At 37.8% G+C, this 16,713-nt stretch carries 18 protein-coding genes and 1 pseudogene; 11 read left to right on the top strand and 8 right to left on the bottom strand.

Translation table 11 applies throughout. The features are described from left to right. Positions 1-225 precede the first annotated feature (225 nt). Positions 226-468, top strand: a complete 243-nt coding sequence (locus tag M3225_RS24630) for a hypothetical protein (RefSeq protein WP_251398909.1) — start codon at positions 226-228, stop codon at positions 466-468. Positions 469-492: 24 nt separating this feature from the next. On the opposite strand, the gene M3225_RS24625 is transcribed toward M3225_RS24630, so the two are convergent. The 7 genes from M3225_RS24625 to M3225_RS24595 form a co-directional block, all read right to left on the bottom strand. After that, complete coding sequence (locus M3225_RS24625; protein WP_251398906.1) at positions 493-1,602, bottom strand: ABC transporter ATP-binding protein; 1,110 nt, start codon at positions 1,600-1,602, stop codon at positions 493-495. 139 nt (positions 1,603-1,741) lie between these two features. Further along, positions 1,742-2,644 carry a PucR family transcriptional regulator gene (locus tag M3225_RS24620; RefSeq protein WP_251398903.1) on the bottom strand — a complete coding sequence of 301 codons (903 nt, stop codon included), beginning with the start codon at positions 2,642-2,644 and terminating at the stop codon, positions 1,742-1,744. Between the two features lie 29 nt (positions 2,645-2,673). Continuing rightward, the gene (locus M3225_RS24615; RefSeq protein ID WP_251398900.1) at positions 2,674-2,883 is read right to left on the bottom strand and encodes a YheE family protein; all 210 of its coding nucleotides are present in this window, start codon (positions 2,881-2,883) and stop codon (positions 2,674-2,676) included. Positions 2,884-2,949: 66 nt separating this feature from the next. Continuing rightward, a complete protein-coding gene (locus M3225_RS24610) occupies positions 2,950-4,110 on the bottom strand; it encodes a YheC/YheD family endospore coat-associated protein (protein ID WP_251398897.1) in 1,161 nt (386 codons plus the stop codon). Beyond that, a complete protein-coding gene (locus M3225_RS24605; protein ID WP_251398894.1) occupies positions 4,107-5,456 on the bottom strand; it encodes a YheC/YheD family endospore coat-associated protein in 1,350 nt (449 codons plus the stop codon). The genes M3225_RS24610 and M3225_RS24605 overlap by 4 nt, the downstream gene beginning before the upstream one ends. A gap of 4 nt (positions 5,457-5,460) precedes the next feature. Further along, on the bottom strand, positions 5,461-6,540 hold the full coding sequence (locus M3225_RS24600; RefSeq protein WP_251398892.1) for a YheC/YheD family endospore coat-associated protein: 1,080 nt from the start codon (positions 6,538-6,540) through the stop codon (positions 5,461-5,463). Further along, complete coding sequence (locus M3225_RS24595) at positions 6,537-7,883, bottom strand: YheC/YheD family endospore coat-associated protein (protein WP_251398890.1); 1,347 nt, start codon at positions 7,881-7,883, stop codon at positions 6,537-6,539. Before M3225_RS24595 ends, M3225_RS24600 begins: the two co-directional genes overlap by 4 nt. A gap of 187 nt (positions 7,884-8,070) precedes the next feature. Between M3225_RS24595 and M3225_RS24590 the strand changes: the two genes are divergently transcribed. The 6 genes and pseudogenes from M3225_RS24590 (at position 8,071) to M3225_RS24565 (ending at position 12,824) form a co-directional block, all read left to right on the top strand. Then, a complete protein-coding gene (locus M3225_RS24590) occupies positions 8,071-8,421 on the top strand; it encodes a YlbF family regulator (RefSeq protein ID WP_251398887.1) in 351 nt (116 codons plus the stop codon). A gap of 179 nt (positions 8,422-8,600) precedes the next feature. Next, positions 8,601-9,479 carry a Cof-type HAD-IIB family hydrolase gene (locus tag M3225_RS24585; protein WP_013055300.1) on the top strand — a complete coding sequence of 293 codons (879 nt, stop codon included), beginning with the start codon at positions 8,601-8,603 and terminating at the stop codon, positions 9,477-9,479. 148 nt (positions 9,480-9,627) lie between these two features. After that, entirely contained in the window at positions 9,628-11,127 is a 1,500-nt protein-coding gene (locus M3225_RS24580) for a coproporphyrinogen III oxidase (RefSeq protein WP_251398885.1), read from the top strand. A 143-nt stretch (positions 11,128-11,270) separates the two neighbouring features. Then, a pseudogene (locus M3225_RS24575) lies at positions 11,271-11,630 on the top strand (AMP-binding enzyme); the annotation flags it as partial. A 5-nt stretch (positions 11,631-11,635) separates the two neighbouring features. Further along, the gene (locus tag M3225_RS24570; RefSeq protein WP_251398883.1) at positions 11,636-12,439 is read left to right on the top strand and encodes an enoyl-CoA hydratase; all 804 of its coding nucleotides are present in this window, start codon (positions 11,636-11,638) and stop codon (positions 12,437-12,439) included. 112 nt (positions 12,440-12,551) lie between these two features. Beyond that, positions 12,552-12,824 carry an HU family DNA-binding protein gene (locus tag M3225_RS24565; protein WP_013055305.1) on the top strand — a complete coding sequence of 91 codons (273 nt, stop codon included), beginning with the start codon at positions 12,552-12,554 and terminating at the stop codon, positions 12,822-12,824. Between the two features lie 40 nt (positions 12,825-12,864). Here the strand turns inward: M3225_RS24565 and M3225_RS24560 are convergent, their stop codons facing one another. After that, on the bottom strand, positions 12,865-13,050 hold the full coding sequence (locus tag M3225_RS24560) for a YhzD family protein (protein ID WP_251398881.1): 186 nt from the start codon (positions 13,048-13,050) through the stop codon (positions 12,865-12,867). Positions 13,051-13,191: 141 nt separating this feature from the next. On the opposite strand from M3225_RS24560, the gene M3225_RS24555 reads away from it, so the two are divergent. The 4 genes from M3225_RS24555 to M3225_RS24540 all read left to right on the top strand — a co-directional run bounded on the left by M3225_RS24555 (position 13,192) and on the right by M3225_RS24540 (position 16,699). Then, positions 13,192-14,091 (top strand): ABC transporter ATP-binding protein, encoded by a 900-nt coding sequence (locus M3225_RS24555; protein WP_251398878.1) that lies wholly within the window; start codon positions 13,192-13,194, stop codon positions 14,089-14,091. Continuing rightward, entirely contained in the window at positions 14,084-15,337 is a 1,254-nt protein-coding gene (locus M3225_RS24550; RefSeq protein WP_251398875.1) for an ABC transporter permease, read from the top strand. Before M3225_RS24555 ends, M3225_RS24550 begins: the two co-directional genes overlap by 8 nt. Positions 15,338-15,509: 172 nt before the next feature. Beyond that, entirely contained in the window at positions 15,510-16,451 is a 942-nt protein-coding gene (gene yhaM, locus M3225_RS24545) for a 3'-5' exoribonuclease YhaM (RefSeq protein WP_251398873.1), read from the top strand. A 65-nt stretch (positions 16,452-16,516) separates the two neighbouring features. Then, positions 16,517-16,699 carry a sporulation YhaL family protein gene (locus M3225_RS24540; protein ID WP_251398870.1) on the top strand — a complete coding sequence of 61 codons (183 nt, stop codon included), beginning with the start codon at positions 16,517-16,519 and terminating at the stop codon, positions 16,697-16,699. Positions 16,700-16,713 lie beyond the last annotated feature (14 nt).

Genomic DNA, 16,713 nt, shown 5'->3' with positions numbered 1-16,713 from the left:
AGCAGATGCATCGATTAGATCTGCTTGCCTACCGCGGCGTAACTCAATGTTTGCGAGCTGTTGTGCTCGGTTGTTACTAGTATTATGGCGAAAGGCAAAAAAACATATACATAGAAAGTTTTTGGTAATTTATAGAAAATTTATATGGAGTCTGATAAAGAGTAAGAGAGTTTTATTCCGTGCATATTATAGGTACATATTGATCAGGTAAAGCGAGGTGTGCGGATGTCGATTTGTTCCTTATGTAATGGGTTTAGTGATGTACAAATGACGTGCAAAACATGTGGAGAAGTGCTGGGGGATATGGGAAAAGTCAGCGACTATTTTGATGATTACAGTGCTTATATGGAAATCGATCAGTTAAAAGTAGAAAATGGGTATCCTAGTGATTTAGCAAATCATCAATGTATTCATCTCTTTTACTGCTCTGCTTGTCATAGTGAAGAATTGAAGCAAATACAGGAATAAAAAAAGACCCCTAGAGGTCTTTTTTTATTCGTGCTCAGCACGGATGCGCTGTTCTGATTCTGCATCAAAGAAATGCGCTTTGTTCATATCTAATGCTAAGTCTAGAGATTGAAGCGGTTTAATATCTGTTCTTGAATCCACGCGTGCTACAAAATCTTGTCCGCCAAGTTTAGAATAAAGCATAGTTTCAGCCCCCATTAACTCGGATACATCGACTTTGATTGTAACTTTTGTGCCAGGTGAAGATTCAATAAATACAGGCTCATCATGGAAATCTTCAGGACGGATGCCTAAAATAATTTGTTTGTTTAAATATCCTTGGTCACGAAGTATTTTCATTTTGCCTTCCGGAACTGCAAGAAGGGAATCTCCTACTTGAACCTTTCCGTCTTTTAACGTTCCTGTTAAGAAGTTCATAGCAGGAGAACCAATAAACCCGCCTACAAATACATTTTCAGGTTTTTCATATACTTCTTTTGGTGTACCAACCTGCTGGATAATACCATCTTTCATAACAACGAGACGAGAAGCCATTGTCATTGCTTCGGTTTGGTCATGTGTTACGTAAATTGTCGTTGTACCCAAACGCTGGTGAAGTTTCGCAATTTCAGAACGCATTTGTACACGTAATTTCGCGTCTAAGTTTGATAAAGGTTCGTCCATTAAGAAGACCTTAGCATCACGAACGATTGCACGACCTAGAGCTACACGCTGACGCTGTCCTCCAGATAATGCTTTTGGCTTGCGCTCTAAGTATTGCTCAAGCCCTAAAATACGAGCGGCATCTTTTACGCGGCGGTCGATTTCATCTTTTGGTAATTTACGAAGTTTTAACCCAAAAGCCATGTTGTCATATACGCTCATATGCGGATACAATGCATAGTTTTGGAATACCATTGCAATATCGCGGTCTTTTGGAGCAACGTCATTTACACGCTTGCTGTCAATATAAAAATCGCCTTTTGAAATTTCCTCTAGCCCAGCAACCATACGAAGCGTTGTCGATTTCCCACAGCCTGAAGGACCAACAAATACAATAAATTCTTTATCTTGAATGTGAAGGTTAAAATCTTTTACCGCCGTCACATCTTTATCATACATTTTATAAATATGTTCTAAACGTAATTCAGCCATTTCCATTTCCCCCTTGTATGTACTCCGTGAAACCGTTTTCTTAACTCTAGTGTAATTTTTTTAAATGAAACGGTAAATGGTAAACATGCACAAAAAAAAGAAAGAGTTTTCGTGCACTATTTACGAAAACCCTTTCATTTTATTTTTCATCCTGCGAATTTTTTAAAGCAAGAATGGCTAAGTAAGCAGACACAGCTCCTGTGAAGTGTTTGATATCAAGGTGTGTGCGATCAATAAATTTCTCAATTCTATACTGCAAACTGTTGCGATGCATGTACAGTTTCTTAGCAGCAAGAGATACGTTTAAATTGCATTCTAAATAAACCTTAATCGTTTCTAAAAGATCTCCGTCATCTTTTACTAAATCAAGTAAATGGATCATATGATTTTGGATTGCCCCTGAAGACTCTTGCAGAACCAAATGGGGTAAAACGTCGGTAAAATGGATAACATGTTTTTGTTCGACTGTATGCTTAATTTGATAAAACCATTTCTTTTCACGCTCAAAAATTAATTGAGGTGAAGACGGAAAAAAGTGAATTTGTCCTTCAAAGAACTGAATCGAAGTTTCAAAATCATGACATAGCACCTCGATAGAATCTGATAAATTTTCAGTTAAGTCATTAGGATCATCAAAGGTTTCGATAACGACACCTGATTGTTTATCGATCCACAACACAGTAATGGAGGTAGAATACAAAGCGTGAAGCGCATTTTCAAACTCTATTTTTTGTTCAAACAAACGTTTAATTAAAAACTGGGTGAAGCGAAAAGAATGGTGCGTATGATGAGAGTGAATGACTTTTTCAGGTGCTTCAAATAACAGGTTTGACCAATACAATTGTTCTGGCGTCAGCAAAGAAACTTCCTCATCATAAGGGGTTAAAAAAGCAGAAAGTAACGCCTGCTCTTTTTGAGATAGAGCCGTGTGTTCAATTCCAATAAAGCCTTTATCATATGAAAACCATTTGTATCGTTCAAATTGAGAAGGGATTTTAGCCTTAATCATTTTATCCCCAAGTAGTGTGTGCAGCTGTTTCATCTGTGCTCGGTCCTTTCGGTGAAAGCTTACTATTCATAAACGTGAAAAAGCATAAGCTCATGAATATAATCAATTAATTGCGTTTCATCTATTTGACTAGAAAGTGCAGTTTTCCATACAATTTGTCCATCTTTTAAATAATCAGCCTCATAATAAACCCGATTCATATAAAACGAGATGTGCCAGCCCGGCATTCGATTATTTTGATACAGTGGTTTAACCTGGAAATGTGAAACCATAAAGAAAATCTCCTTTCTCAAGTAGTTATTATAAGCTTACCATGAGAAAAGGAGATGAAAAATCATTTAATCTAAAAATTTTGTTAATTTGTAAAATATGTCGCATATGTGTTTAGCACCTTGCGTTTGAATGTCTGTTTCATCAAAAATCATTGGTTTTGCATTCACTTCAAACAGATAATACTGCCCTTGGGCTGACTTTGCCATATCAAGAGAAAATTCTTCAACTAGAGGGAAGGACTGTTGAAGGACTTGCCCGCACGTATTTACAAAAGACGAGAGGAAGGAAGTATCTATTTCATCTTCAAGATCTTGAAAAGGTGAAATGCTTCCGCCGTTTAAAGTATGTGTTGTAATGGATTGATAGGGACTATGTCGAATACCGACGCCGCTAATAACATATCCACTATCTTTGTGATGCGCTAAAATACGTAAGTCATAGCGCCGGTCGTTGAATGGTTGCGTCTCAATAGCTTCTTGAATGAGATAAGCAGACCTGGGAAGGTCAATTGCTTGTAAAGAAGAAAATTCTTCTTTGCGTTTATGATCTTGATAAATAATCGTATGCTTATGGGAAGATAATCGAAAAATTCCAGCGCCTTTACTGCTGTTAATAGGCTTAAAATAAAGGGAAGAGTGCTTTTGCAACAGCGTAGCAATATCTATTTCGGGCGTTAAAAGATAGGTTTTAGGCAGGTGAGGAGATAATAGTGGATGTTTTGAAAATAACTGATACACTTTCCATTTTGAAAAAAAAGCGGAATTAAAGAGGGGAATGTGCCTGCTTTTTATCTTTTGGTGTAAAGATTTCAGTTTCTTAGTTTCTGATTTTCTTCCTGGATAACGATTATATATAACGTTTGGCAGCGGCAAAGTTGTTTTGATCCACTGTTTCTTTGCACCGTCAAAACAATATCCTTCAAAGAAGTGGTGAAACATTGTTTCTTCAGCGAATAAAGCCAGAAGCCCCCCTTTTTCTTGCAGGGTATGATGTAAGAGTTCTAATAAAGGGCGCTGTTTTATATTCAGTTTTTCCAAAACATCTTTGTTCGTTAAAACTCCCACAATAGGGCCCGCTTTTTCTCTTTGGAAACGAAGAAAAGCTTGAGTAGAAGAAATGTTTTGAGTAAAGGGAAGTTCAATTTCTTGAACTCCCCATGTGTAAGATGCTGAAGGGTTATTATGAAACCACTGCTGCTTTTCTTTATGATAGTAAATTGTAATCATATGCTGATGCCTGCAGGTGTATTTAGATAGTATCCAGATAAGTAAATCGCATATTCTAGAGAAAGTTTTCTAGTTTGTTGATCCGCTTTTCGTAAGGAAGGATGTGAAAAAATAGAGCGACCGGGCTTAGAGTTAGCTTCAAATAGCCACACGTTTCCTTGATAATCCACTCCAAAATCGAATCCAAGCTCTCCAATTAATCCGTTCAACTCCTGTTCGAGCACATGACTAATTAAGATAGCGGCTTCTTTTAGCTTATTTTCAATTTCTTTTTTGTAAGAAGGGTTGGTGAATATTTTGGCTGTAGCTTCAATTTCTCCGCCGTAATCAAGATGCGTAGTGATGCTGTTGGGACCGGCTACTTTAGCAGCTAAAGCAGTAAGCACCCATTGGTTATTCCCGTCTTTATTCGTATGCACGCGAAAGTCTACACAGCGCTTTTCTTTTTTGATCAGTGAAATACCTTGCTGAGCAATGTAGGAAGGATTAGTAAGTAAATATTCAAATTCTGATAATAGCTTCTCTAAGGTTTCTTTTTCTTGAACATGAAGACCTTTTTCTCCTTTGTAAGTCAGCGTGTACATGGAATCCTTAAAAGATAGGGTATAAATGCCGCGGCCTAAGCTTCCGTTTTTCGGTTTTAAATAAACGGTTTGATGAAGGAACAGAAGTTTTTTTATTTGCTCACGCGAAGGGCTTTCAACCGTGTAAGGTAACAAATAGGCTGTCTGCTCGTTCATTTTTAAAAGCTCATGAATTTCCCACTTGTTGAAAAAATCAGGATTAAAAAATGGAATGCCGTAATCAGTCATCATCTTTTCTTTAATGAACTTAAAAGGAGCTAACCCCTCTGTTTTTCGATTTGGCAAACGATTATATACGACGTTGGGAAGCGGAATTTCATGCTGTGTCCAACCGCTTTCTTCATAAAAATAGCCGTTTATAGTCCCGCTTTCCCAATTGATATGATGAGTTCCAAAAATAAAAGGCAGTCCCCCTGTTATACTTGCAGTAGAAAGAAGTTTAGCTAAGTGTAGGGAACGCTTTCCAATTGGTCGCAGTAGAGAACCGGTAAAACCAGCTGATAACACACCAATTAAAGGTCCTAAGTGAATGGTCTCATTCACAATAATAGGGTGCATCATATGGGCGAAAGGAATTTGCAGTTTTGTCATTAGCTCAGCTGAAATCTGAATTTCTTGACGTTCTGAAGGTTGTATAAGGCATGGAGCTGTCATTGTTCCAAAAGCTGCTTGTTTCAAGGCGTCTTTGTAAAGAGATGCAGGAACAGAAAGATCGCAGCCTAGCTGCTCTACTAAAACAAGGCGAGTAAGAGTTTTTTTCATAGCATTACTCCTTACGATACGATAGTGTGTTAGCTAAATAGACGCAGTAAGACAGGACATTTTTATACATGACTTCTTTTTGTTCAGGTGCTGTCTCCATTACTATTTTTCTTCCCGGTTTCGAATTTAAATCTAGAATCCAGATGCTAAAGTCTCTCGAGATACATAAATCAATGCCTAATTCAAAAAGAGAAGGAAAATGATTTTCCAGAACGGACGGAATCGTTTTACAAATGGTGTTGATTTCATCCATTACATATTGACGATGAACGCGAGGGATGCGAGGCAGCAAGTTCTCAAAACGTACAATAGACGCTCTTGAGCTTACATTTGTTACGATGGAGTCCCGTTCACCTTGTCTAATTCCTCTTCCAATTTCTTTCCAAGTACCATCGTTTCCTTTTTGTAATAGCAATCTTATATCAAAAGGAGTGCGTTCATAAGGGAAAAATGAAATATGGGGCTGAGCAATATACAATGCATCACGGGTCGTTTTCGTAAACCAGTCCTTAAACTCCTGAAAAGAGGAAAATATAATGGTGTTTACAATGTCATTTTGTTGATAAGAAGCTTCAATTTCACGCCCGCGCTGTCTTAATTTTACAATCCCTTTACCTTGTGAGCCGTTGGCAGGTTTAATCATTAGGCTATCGTTTGTGCGAAGCAGCTGAACAAGTTGCTCTACACTTTCGATTGGAGTGGTAGGAGGAATATATGAAGATAAATAGCTATCTTTTTTAATTACTTCATAGACATCTAGCTTATTGGGCAATCCATGACCTAAAAATGTAATATCGTCCCGCTGTTTAAGCCAGTTTACAATAGGGCGAGCCTTTTTAGACAGCGAGTCTTTTCGATAAAAGCAGCGATCGTAAATAAACGAAGGAAGTAAGAATGAATCTTCTATCCATTTCTTTTGTTGTAAATCGTAGCGGAAGCCTTCAATCTTTTCGGTATTAGGATGAATGTTAAAAGGGGTGAAACGGTATATTTCAATCGAAAACTCAGCAGCATGTTTAGCAATTTCGGTCACGTACTCTACTTCTTGCTGTGGGTGAATAGTTAAAAAGCCTAATGAAATCATTGTAAATCCTCCTTGGCAAATTGAAAATTCGTTGCATGCAGACAATAATCAAGCAGTGCTTTTGTTGAGGGACGGACAGAGAAAGCGCTTGAAGCTAATTGTTTGGAAGGTTTGACATTTACTTCAATAATCCAAGGCTTTCCTTCTTGATCAATCGCTAAATCAATACCAAATTCTGCATAAAGTTCAGACGGATGAGAAAGCTGTGTGCAAATTTCAATCGCAATCTCCTTCAAAAGTGAAAGGATATGGCGCATAGTTTTTGAATCATAGAGCTGAGTTAAAACTTGCTGAGGAGGATGAATATCTCCTCCACGGGCAAGGTTTGAGACGAAATTGCCGGGTTTTGATACACGTGTGACAATGGACGTGATTTTCCACGTCAAGTCGTCTTTTTTATGACAGAGAATGCGGAAATCAAAAGGGCACTGTTTGTATGTCTGCAGTGAAATTCCTTCTTGGATCAGAAATCCTTGCCTTTTTAATTGACTATAAAGCGTTTCAAATAAGTCATAGAGAGATTCATATTCTTTTTCATACGTCTGCGTAAACGTTGTATAGTCTAAAATATACTTCTCTTTCTTTGAAATTTTAAAAATATTTTTTCCTTGGCTACCATGAACAGGCTTCAGAAAAACATCGTCATGAAGTTCCAAAGCGTCAAGAAGATCTTGACGTGAACGAAGCTGATACGTTTTTGGCAAATAGGGAAGCAAGTGTACGACATCTTTAAGCTGTTGAAAAACCGTCCATTTATTTAAGTAGCGTGCGTTAAAAAAAGGAACGTCATGCTCTTTCAAAAATGTTTTAAAGGTTTGGAAATCAGCGGTTTGCTCCGTTTTCCTGGCATGAATCCGGTTGTGTACGATTTCCGGAAAGGGAACGTCTGAATAAACCCATTGATCAGCACGATAAACATATCCTTTAGGAGACAATGACTTCACGTCGCTCAATTTGCTCACATAGCAAAAACACCCTAACTCCTTGCAAGCTTGAACAATTTCCTTACAAAATACAGAAATGGAGCCAAAGGGTTCTTCATCTTCTCGAACTTCTGTTACGATGCTAATCACGGGTCCCACCCTAAACGTGTTCTCTTCGTAAATGCCTCTCAGCTGATGCGTTTCATACGGAAAGCGAAAGTCTGTAAATAGAGCTTCTGACATCATGAAACAGCATTCTCGGTGTTGAAAAACGGTGGCTTTGACTTCTTTCGTGATGGAGCCTACTGTTAACGTAAACTCGTGCTTGCACTTCACACGGGAGAACAGAGCAGAACTAATGTAAATGTCGTTGCTCATATGTTTCTCTAGTGGTTTTAGAGAAATGGTAAAAGTATTCATAAACGAATCCTCTTTTTCTTTTCTTTAGTAGGCGAATGCTGATATATACTATGAGGAATTAGCCCAATCTGTGAAGAGAATTTATCGTTTTTTGAGAAAATAAAGGTCTTAAGCTGAATTTTATATAATAATTTGTTATAGTTAGGGAAGTCAAGAAATGATAGAACTTAATTAGGAGGAACTTAACGTGTCTGTAAACTTACATGATGTAGCAAATGATTTAGAAAAAGCAATTCGCCAAAGCGATGATTACACAAACTTAAAAAACTTATATGCAGCAGTAAACGCTGATGAAGGTTCAAAACAATTATTTGAGCGTTTCCGTACAATGCAAATGGAGCTGCAACAAAAGCAAATGATGGGCCAAGAAATTACTGAAGAAGAAGTTCAGCAAGCTCAACAAACAGTTGCAATCGTTCAACAGGATCAAAATATCGCGAAGCTAATGGAAGCTGAGCAACGTATGAGCATGGTAATTGGTGAATTAAACAAAATTATCATGAAGCCACTTGAAGAGCTTTACGGTGCGGCTGAATAAGAGATAGAGAAGAGAGGAAAAGAGAAATCTTTTCCTCTTTTTTTATGGGGAAATTTCTTCTAATTGTGCAGTTCTGCTCATAAGCTTAGTAACAAGGCTACACATGCCGACTATCATGAAAAGGTCATTTATAACCGTATCCTAACGGATTAGACATCTATGAAAGAAGGGGTTCTCATATGGCTTATCGATTGCTAGCGTTGAATATTGATGGAACCATTTTAAATAGCCAAGGGCGCGTTACAAAAGAAACGAAAGACGCAATTCAATTTGTGAAAAATAAAGGTGTTTACGTTACGTTAGTAACAAACAGGCATTTCCCGTCTGCTAAAAAAATTGCTCGGTCACTTAAAGTTCATCCAGCAATGCTAATTACTCATAGCGGTGCCTTTATCGGAACATCGATAGACAAACCGATACTAGATAAGAGAATTAGCGAGGAAAAAACATTTAACCTCATTCAGCTTTTTGAGAATTTTAATTGTCATGTCCGCATTTTACATGAAAGGTTTTCAATTGGAAATCGTGTAAAGCTTCCTAATAATATTGTAGCTAAAAGTGTGTTAAAAACGGGAGAACCACTCTTTTATCCCGTGCAGTTCGTAGATTCATTAGGAGATACGCTTCGTGATGAACCTGTTTCTACTCCGAAAATAGAAGTGTATTTTGCAGATCGTAGAGAAAAAGAATACGCCGAGCAAACAATTGCTAGTGCAGTACCGGATATTGAATGGTTTTCGTATCCAAATGAAAATAGATGTTATATTACACCAAAAGGAGCCACAAAAGCCGCCGGCGTTCGTTATGTAGCAAATCGTCTAGGGATACCAATGGAAGATGTAGTAGCGATTGGAAATTGCTATGATGATTTAGAAACGATTGAACATGCGGGAATGGGTGTGGCGATGGGCAATTCGCCAACAGAATTAAAAATGCTTGCGGATTGGGTTACTCGTTCTAATAACGAAAATGGTGTAGCCTACATGGTGAAAGAGTTATTTAGAAAGCAGCAGCGTCTTGGTTATCTTCATCAAATTGACAGCTTTCGTTTAAAATAAATAAAGGATGAAAAGCTACTTGGAAAAAGTGGCTTTTTTTCTGTTTCTTTCATGTCCGCGTATTCCCTTGAGCTGAGCATCTTGACCGGACATACGTAGGTTTTGTAAACTGATTACTTAGATAGAATTGATTTGAAAGGTGATTATATTGAACATTTATATAAAAGGTATAGAAGATGAGCGTTTTTTACGTCCGCTTCACCGAATTTCAGATTTGTTTTTTGAAGAAAGCAACGTTTCCTTTGAGGATGATAATGAAGCTCAGCTGAAGGTTGAAATAGAGCTAAAAGTTCATGAGGAAATTTATGCGAAAGCAGTGCTGCATGACGCTGAAACGGACAAGGTGTTTACAGAAGAGCTTTCTAAATCATTTACCCCTTATGAAACAGAAAAAGAAAAATTTAAGCAAATAAAAAATGTGGTGCTTCGCGTTTACTTATCCGTATTACAGGAGTATACAAACATTGTTCAAAAATGGGGTATTTTAACTGGTATTCGCCCGACTAAGCTGCTTCATATGAAACTGCAGTCAGGCAAAAGTAAAGAACAAGCGCATCGTGAGCTAAAGGAAGAATATTTAATCACCGATGACAAAATTAATTTAATGCAGCATATTGTGGATCGTCAACTAGCAGCTATTCCCGATTTACATGAGTTAAAGAACGAAGTCAGCATTTATATAGGTATTCCGTTTTGTCCGACGAAGTGTGCCTACTGTACATTTCCAGCTTATGCGATTAACGGTCGTCAAGGATCCGTTACGTCATTTTTAGGCGGCTTGCATTACGAAATGCGTGAAGTAGGAAAATGGCTAAAAGACAATAACGTCAAGATTACAACCGTCTATTATGGCGGAGGCACGCCAACGAGCATTACCGCTGAAGAAATGGACATGCTGTATGAAGAGATGTATGAATCGTTCCCGGATGTACAAAATATCCGTGAAATTACGGTAGAAGCAGGAAGGCCCGATACGATTACGGAAGAGAAGCTAGCTGTTTTGAACAAATGGAATATTGATCGTATTAGTGTAAATCCGCAGTCTTATATTCAAGAAACCTTAAAAGCTATTGGACGTCATCATACAGTAAAAGAAACAATTGATAAATTTCATCTTTCTCGAAAGATGGGGATGAATAACATTAACATGGACTTAATTATTGGGCTTCCAAATGAAGGTGTAGAAGAATTTCAGCATACGCTAGATGAATCTAAAAAATTGCTTCCTGAATCTTTAACTGTTCATACGCTATCGTTTAAACGTGCGTCTGAAATGACTCAAAATAAACGGAAATACAAGGTGGCAGATCGCTATGAAATTGGTAAAATGATGGATTTAGCGACTGAGTGGACTCAAGAACAAGGGTATGAGCCTTATTATTTATATCGCCAAAAAAATATTTTAGGTAATTTAGAGAACGTTGGATATTCATTCCCTGGTCAAGAGAGCCTGTACAATATCATGATTATGGAAGAAAAGCAGACGATTATTGGCCTTGGATGCGGGGCATCTAGTAAGTTTGTACATCCAGAAACAGACATTATTACAAGGTTTGCGAATCCCAAAGACCCAAAATCGTACAACGATGGATTCGAGCACTACACACGAGAGAAACTCAAGATTTTAGATGAATTGTTTAGTAAATAAAAAGGTCACTTATTAGTGATCTTTTTTTATTTTCAGCAGGGAAATGTCGGAATCTGTTGAATATATAAAAAAGTTGTAAGCGTTTTCTTATTATGACGATGCGAGGTGCCGCTTAATGATGAATGTACAGTTAACCGTACCATCAGGGAACAATCAAAATCGTAGACTGAACAAAAGATTTAATTAAAAGCGGAGGAGAATGGATTTCATCGGTTGATCTAGAAAATGCGCTTATTGCTCATAAGGCTGTTTTCGAAGCCTGTGTCATAGCAATCCCTCATAAGATGTGGCAAGAGCGTCCAGTTGCTTGTGTCGTGTTAAAAGATGTATATAAAGGTGTCGTTTCGTCAGAAGAGCTGCTCGAATTTTTAGCGCCGCAGTTCGCAAAATGGTGGCTTCCAGATGAATTTTTATTTATGGATAAAATCCCAAAGACAACAGTAGGAAAGTTTTTAAAACGTACGCTTCGTGAACAAGTCGTCAATCATTATCAGAAAGGGTGAGTAATATGACTGTCGAATTAAAAGTAGTAGAGCTAGTTTTGCAAGAGCGTGTTGCCACAATTGCATTTAACAGGCCGGATGCGTTAAATGCATTGAACGAAGAAGTACTAGAGCAGTTTATTCAATGTTTAAAAGTTGTGGAAGAAAGCGAAGCGGACTTTTTAGTAGTAAAGGGAAACGGAAAAGTATTTTCAGCAGGCGGAGATATTAATATGATGACGTCACCTTCACAATCAGAACGTTTTGAGCAGGTAATGGACTTGATTAATGAAGCCGTGCTGACTTTGTATAGCCTGCCTCAAATGACTATAAGTGTACTGCACGGTGCTGCTGCAGGGTTAGGGCTCAGCATCGCGCTTGCTTCTGATTATATTATTGCAGAAAGACATACGAAAATTGCGATGAACTTTATCGGTATTGCTCTAATTCCAGATGGAGGCGGTCACTTTTTACTAGAAAAGCGCATCGGTTCTCATCGTGCGAAACAGCTGATTTGGGAAGGAAAGACATTAAAAGCAGAGGAAGCTCATCAATTTGGCATAATTGATGAAATAAAAGAAGGAGATTTGGCGAAGCGTGTAGAAGATTATCTCTCATATTGGCTAAAAAAACCTTCACGTGCTTTGAAGGAAACAAAGCGAATTTATGTGGAGACATCTATTTTACAATTAAAGCAAGTGCTTGCGCTTGAGAAAAGAAGTCAGTTTGCTATGAGCCAAAGTTCGGATCATAAGGAAGGTGTACGTGCGTTTCTGGAAAAGCGAGCGCCTGTTTTTAATCAAAGTGAAAAAGATATTTCCGAAAATTAAGTGAACTAGTTTAAAAGCCAATATTTTTGTCTATCATATTGATAGAGCATGTTTAAAAGTTGCAAAACAGTGGTAACACAAGATAATGTAGAAACTAATGAGGTGATTGGAAATGAACAAAACAGATTTAGTAAACGCAGTGGCAACAAAATCAGAGTTAACAAAAGCAGATGCATCTAAAGCAGTTGACGCACTATTAGAAACAATTTCATCAACGCTAGGTGAAGGTGAAAAAATTCAGTTAATCGGCTTCGGTACATTTGAAGTACGCGAGCGTGCTGCTCGTACAGGCCGTAACCCTCAAACGGGTGAAGAAATGCAAATTCCAGCATCAAAAGTACCGGCATTTAAAGCTGGTAAAGAACTAAAAGAAGCTGTAAAGTAATATAAAACGCCGGAAAGCTAAACCTTTCCGGCGTTTTATATTAACGATGAAATAATACAAGTTTTCCGCTAGAGTTAACGCATCGATGCGTTTTTTCTAAATAGGAAAGCTCTTCTAACTTTTTGGTGCCGATAGCCTTTGCTTCTGTCTCAGAAGCTGCTTCGAAACTTTCATCTACTAGTTTTTCTCCTGACTTTTCAAAAGCGGTTAATGTGTAAGTACTCATAAAATCTACTCTCCTCTTATAGTATAATTGTAAGCATATTCAACATATTTCTCGTCCTATTCACCTAAATCCTGCTAAGGTTTACAGATATCATTTTTTTCCATACAATAAACATAGGTTTATTTACAAAGGAGGAATTAAATGTCTCTTTCTATCCGTGAAGTTTCAAAAAGGTACGGTGAATTTACAGCTGTAAATGAACTATCCTTGCAAATTCCAAAAGGCGAAGTGTTTGGTTTTTTAGGTGCAAACGGTGCTGGAAAAACAACGACGTTTCGAATGATTTTAGGGCTCATTGAACCAACTTCAGGTCACATCCAATGGAATGATAAATCTTTAACTTACAGTAGAAGTCATCTGGTTGGCTACCTCCCAGAAGAAAGAGGATTGTATCCGAAATTAAAAGTCAAGGATCAGCTTGTTTACCTAGGACGGTTGCGCGGGATGAAAAAAGCTAACGTGCTGCAAGAAATGGAGCGCTGGTTATCTCGATTTAATATTCCTCAATATGCTTCAAAAAAAGTAGAAGAGCTATCCAAAGGAAATCAGCAAAAAATTCAATTTATTGCCTCTGTTATTCATCGTCCCGAACTGCTTATTTTAGACGAACCTTTTAGCGGCTTGGATCCTGTAAATGTAGAGGTATTAAAAGAAGCGGTACTTGATTTAAAAAAACGAGGAACAACGATTGTTTTTTCAAGTCATCGAATGGAACATGTGGAAGAACTTTGTGAATATTTATGTATTATGCACCATGGTACGCCTGTTGTGTATGGAAGGCTACCGGAGATCAAGCGTTCATTTGGAAAGAAAAACGTCATTGTACATGGAAAAGGTCCGTTTGAGAGAATTACGGAGCTTGAAGGCGTTGTAAAGGTAAAAAAAACTGTTGAGGGCATGATTGTTCAAATCCAACATGAATCCGTATCACAACTCATTTTTCAAGAACTCAAACACTTTTCATTTGTATCTAAATTCGCAGTGGAAGAGCCTTCATTAAATGATATTTTCATTGAAAAGGTAGGTGCTTCCTATGAATAAATTTTGGGTCATTGTTTTTCATACATATCTTAATAAATTAAAAACAAAATCTTTTATTATTACGACGATTATTACTGCTCTTATTCTAGTTGCTCTTACAAATATGGAGAAAATTATCGAAGTTTTTAATTCAGACGATAATGGAACAAATGTGGGTGTCATCTATGAAGTGGAAAGCGTATATACTTTGTTCAAACAAAATGTAAATGCAATGGATAAAGACATTCATTTAAAAGAATTTACGTCTGAGTCTAAGGCAAAGCAAGCGGTAAAAAGCGGGCAGCTCGATAGCTATTTAATTTTATCTTTAAACGATAAGCAGCTGCCTCAAGCTGTGTACAAAGCTAACTCTTTGGCCGAATCAAATCTTTCTTCTACCTTAGAACAGGCGGTACAGCAAACAAAAGTGGCTATGGCTACAGTGAAAATTGGTTTAGAAGAAAAGCAAATTGATCAGCTTTACAGCCCGGTCTCATTTAAAAAAGAAGCGTTAGTTGAAAATGCCAAAACAGAACAAGAGCTAAATCAAGCAAGAGGTCTTGTGTATGTTCTACTGTTTGTTATTTATTTTGCCGTCATCATGTATGGGAGCATGATTGCGATGGAAGTAGCTACTGAAAAATCATCCCGCGTTATGGAGATCCTTGTATCGAGCGTATCACCTATTACACAAATGTTTGCTAAAATCATTGGAATTGCACTGCTCAGCTTAACACAGCTTGCAGTTATACTGAGCGTGGGTTACACATCGTTAAAAACCAGTGTAGAAACAAATCATAACGGTATCTTTTCTTATCTCGGATTTAATGATGTTCCGCTGACTACATTCATATATGCATTTGTCTTTTTCATATTGGGATACTTTCTTTTTGCTACGCTCGCCGCTTTTTTAGGTTCTCTTGTGAGCCGTATTGAAGATGTACAGCAAATGATTACGCCCATGACCCTTGTGATTGTGGCCGCTTTTTTAATTGCTATGTTTGGACTTGGTGATCCTGAAACAACGATCATTACGGTCACATCTTTTATCCCATTTTTTGCTCCGATGATTATGTTTTTGCGTGTAGGTATGTTAAATGTTCCTGTCTGGGAAGTGAGTGTATCTATAGGAATTTTAATTGTGACGATTACTGCTTTAGCTATATTTGGTGCCCGTGTGTATAAAGGAGGAGTCCTTATGTATGGGCAATCTACCTCTTTTAAAGATATTAAAAAGGCGCTGCAGCTAACGAAAAAAGAAACATAAAGAAGAGATACCGAGAAGATTCTTCTCGGTATCTTTTATGAAAAAGGGTCCACCCGTGCATTCGGTGCCAAGCGATGGTAAAATGAAATGTAAAGAGCTGTAAATAAGCGGACGAAGCTATAAGAGCTTTGTTATCAAATACATAGAATGAAGTGGTAAGGAGGAAAAGGTCATGACAAAAGGAATTGCTCAATACGAAGTAGGAGAGCAAGTTGATCTTTATTTTTTAATTAAATCCTCAACGAGAGGAATTGCAAGCAATGGAAAGCCATTTTTAACGGTAATCCTACAGGATAAAACGGGTGATATTGAAGCCAAGCTGTGGGATGCATCCCCAGACGACGAGGAAAATTATGCTGCTCAAAAGATTGTGCGAGCTGCTGGAGAAGTAATGAATTACCGCGGACGCAACCAGCTGAAAATACGTAACATTCGTCCTGCACAGCCGCAAGACGGAGTGCGCACGTCCGACTTTTTAGAAGTAGCGCCTTTACCTCAAGAAGAAATGGTCGAACATATTACAAAGAGTATATTTGAAATGAAAAATTCGAATGTCCAGCGCATTACTCGCCATTTGTTTAAAAAATATCAAACGGAATTTCTAGAATATCCAGCAGCAACTAAAAATCACCATGAGTTTGTATCGGGACTTGCCTATCATGTGGTATCTATGCTGAAGCTGGCTGAGTCATTTTCAACCCTTTACCCAAGCTTAAACCGCGACTTGCTGTATGCTGGAGTTATTCTTCATGACCTTGGCAAAGTATTTGAACTTTCAGGTCCTGTCTCGACGATATACACAGTCGAAGGAAACTTACTTGGCCATATTTCAATTATGGTTAATGAAATTGGAAAAGCAGCAGAGGAATTAGCGATTGAAGGAGAAGAGGTCATGCTTCTTCAGCACCTTGTATTATCCCATCATGGTAAGGAAGAGTGGGGAAGTCCGAAAAAGCCGTTAATTAAAGAGGCTGAGATGCTTCATTTGATTGACAATGTAGACGCCAAAATGAATATGCTTGACCGAGCATTAACAAAAGTGAAGCCAGGTGAATTTACAGAGCGTATTTTTGCTCTTGATAATCGATCATTTTATAAACCAACGATTGATTAAAATGGTATAAGTCTTTCTTCCTTCGCATATAGTGGTTGTAAATAACTGTGATGGGGGATCAATATATGGTGACACTACCAATTTGGATTTATTTAGTTGTAGCAGGCATTTTCTTTAGTGGGTTTATGGCGATTCGTGCTGCACAACATGATAAGCAAGTGGATGATTCATTTATTGAAAAAGAGGGACAAGTATTCATAGAAAGAATGCAAGTGGAAAAAGAAAAACGCAACAGCGATTCCATCTGATTATATAAAAGAGC

Source organism: Priestia aryabhattai, from assembly GCF_023715685.1.
GTDB lineage: Bacteria > Bacillota > Bacilli > Bacillales > Bacillaceae_H > Priestia > Priestia aryabhattai_B.
The sequence above is the reverse complement of the archived record's forward strand: the minus strand, read 5'-3'. Positions and strand labels throughout refer to the sequence as shown.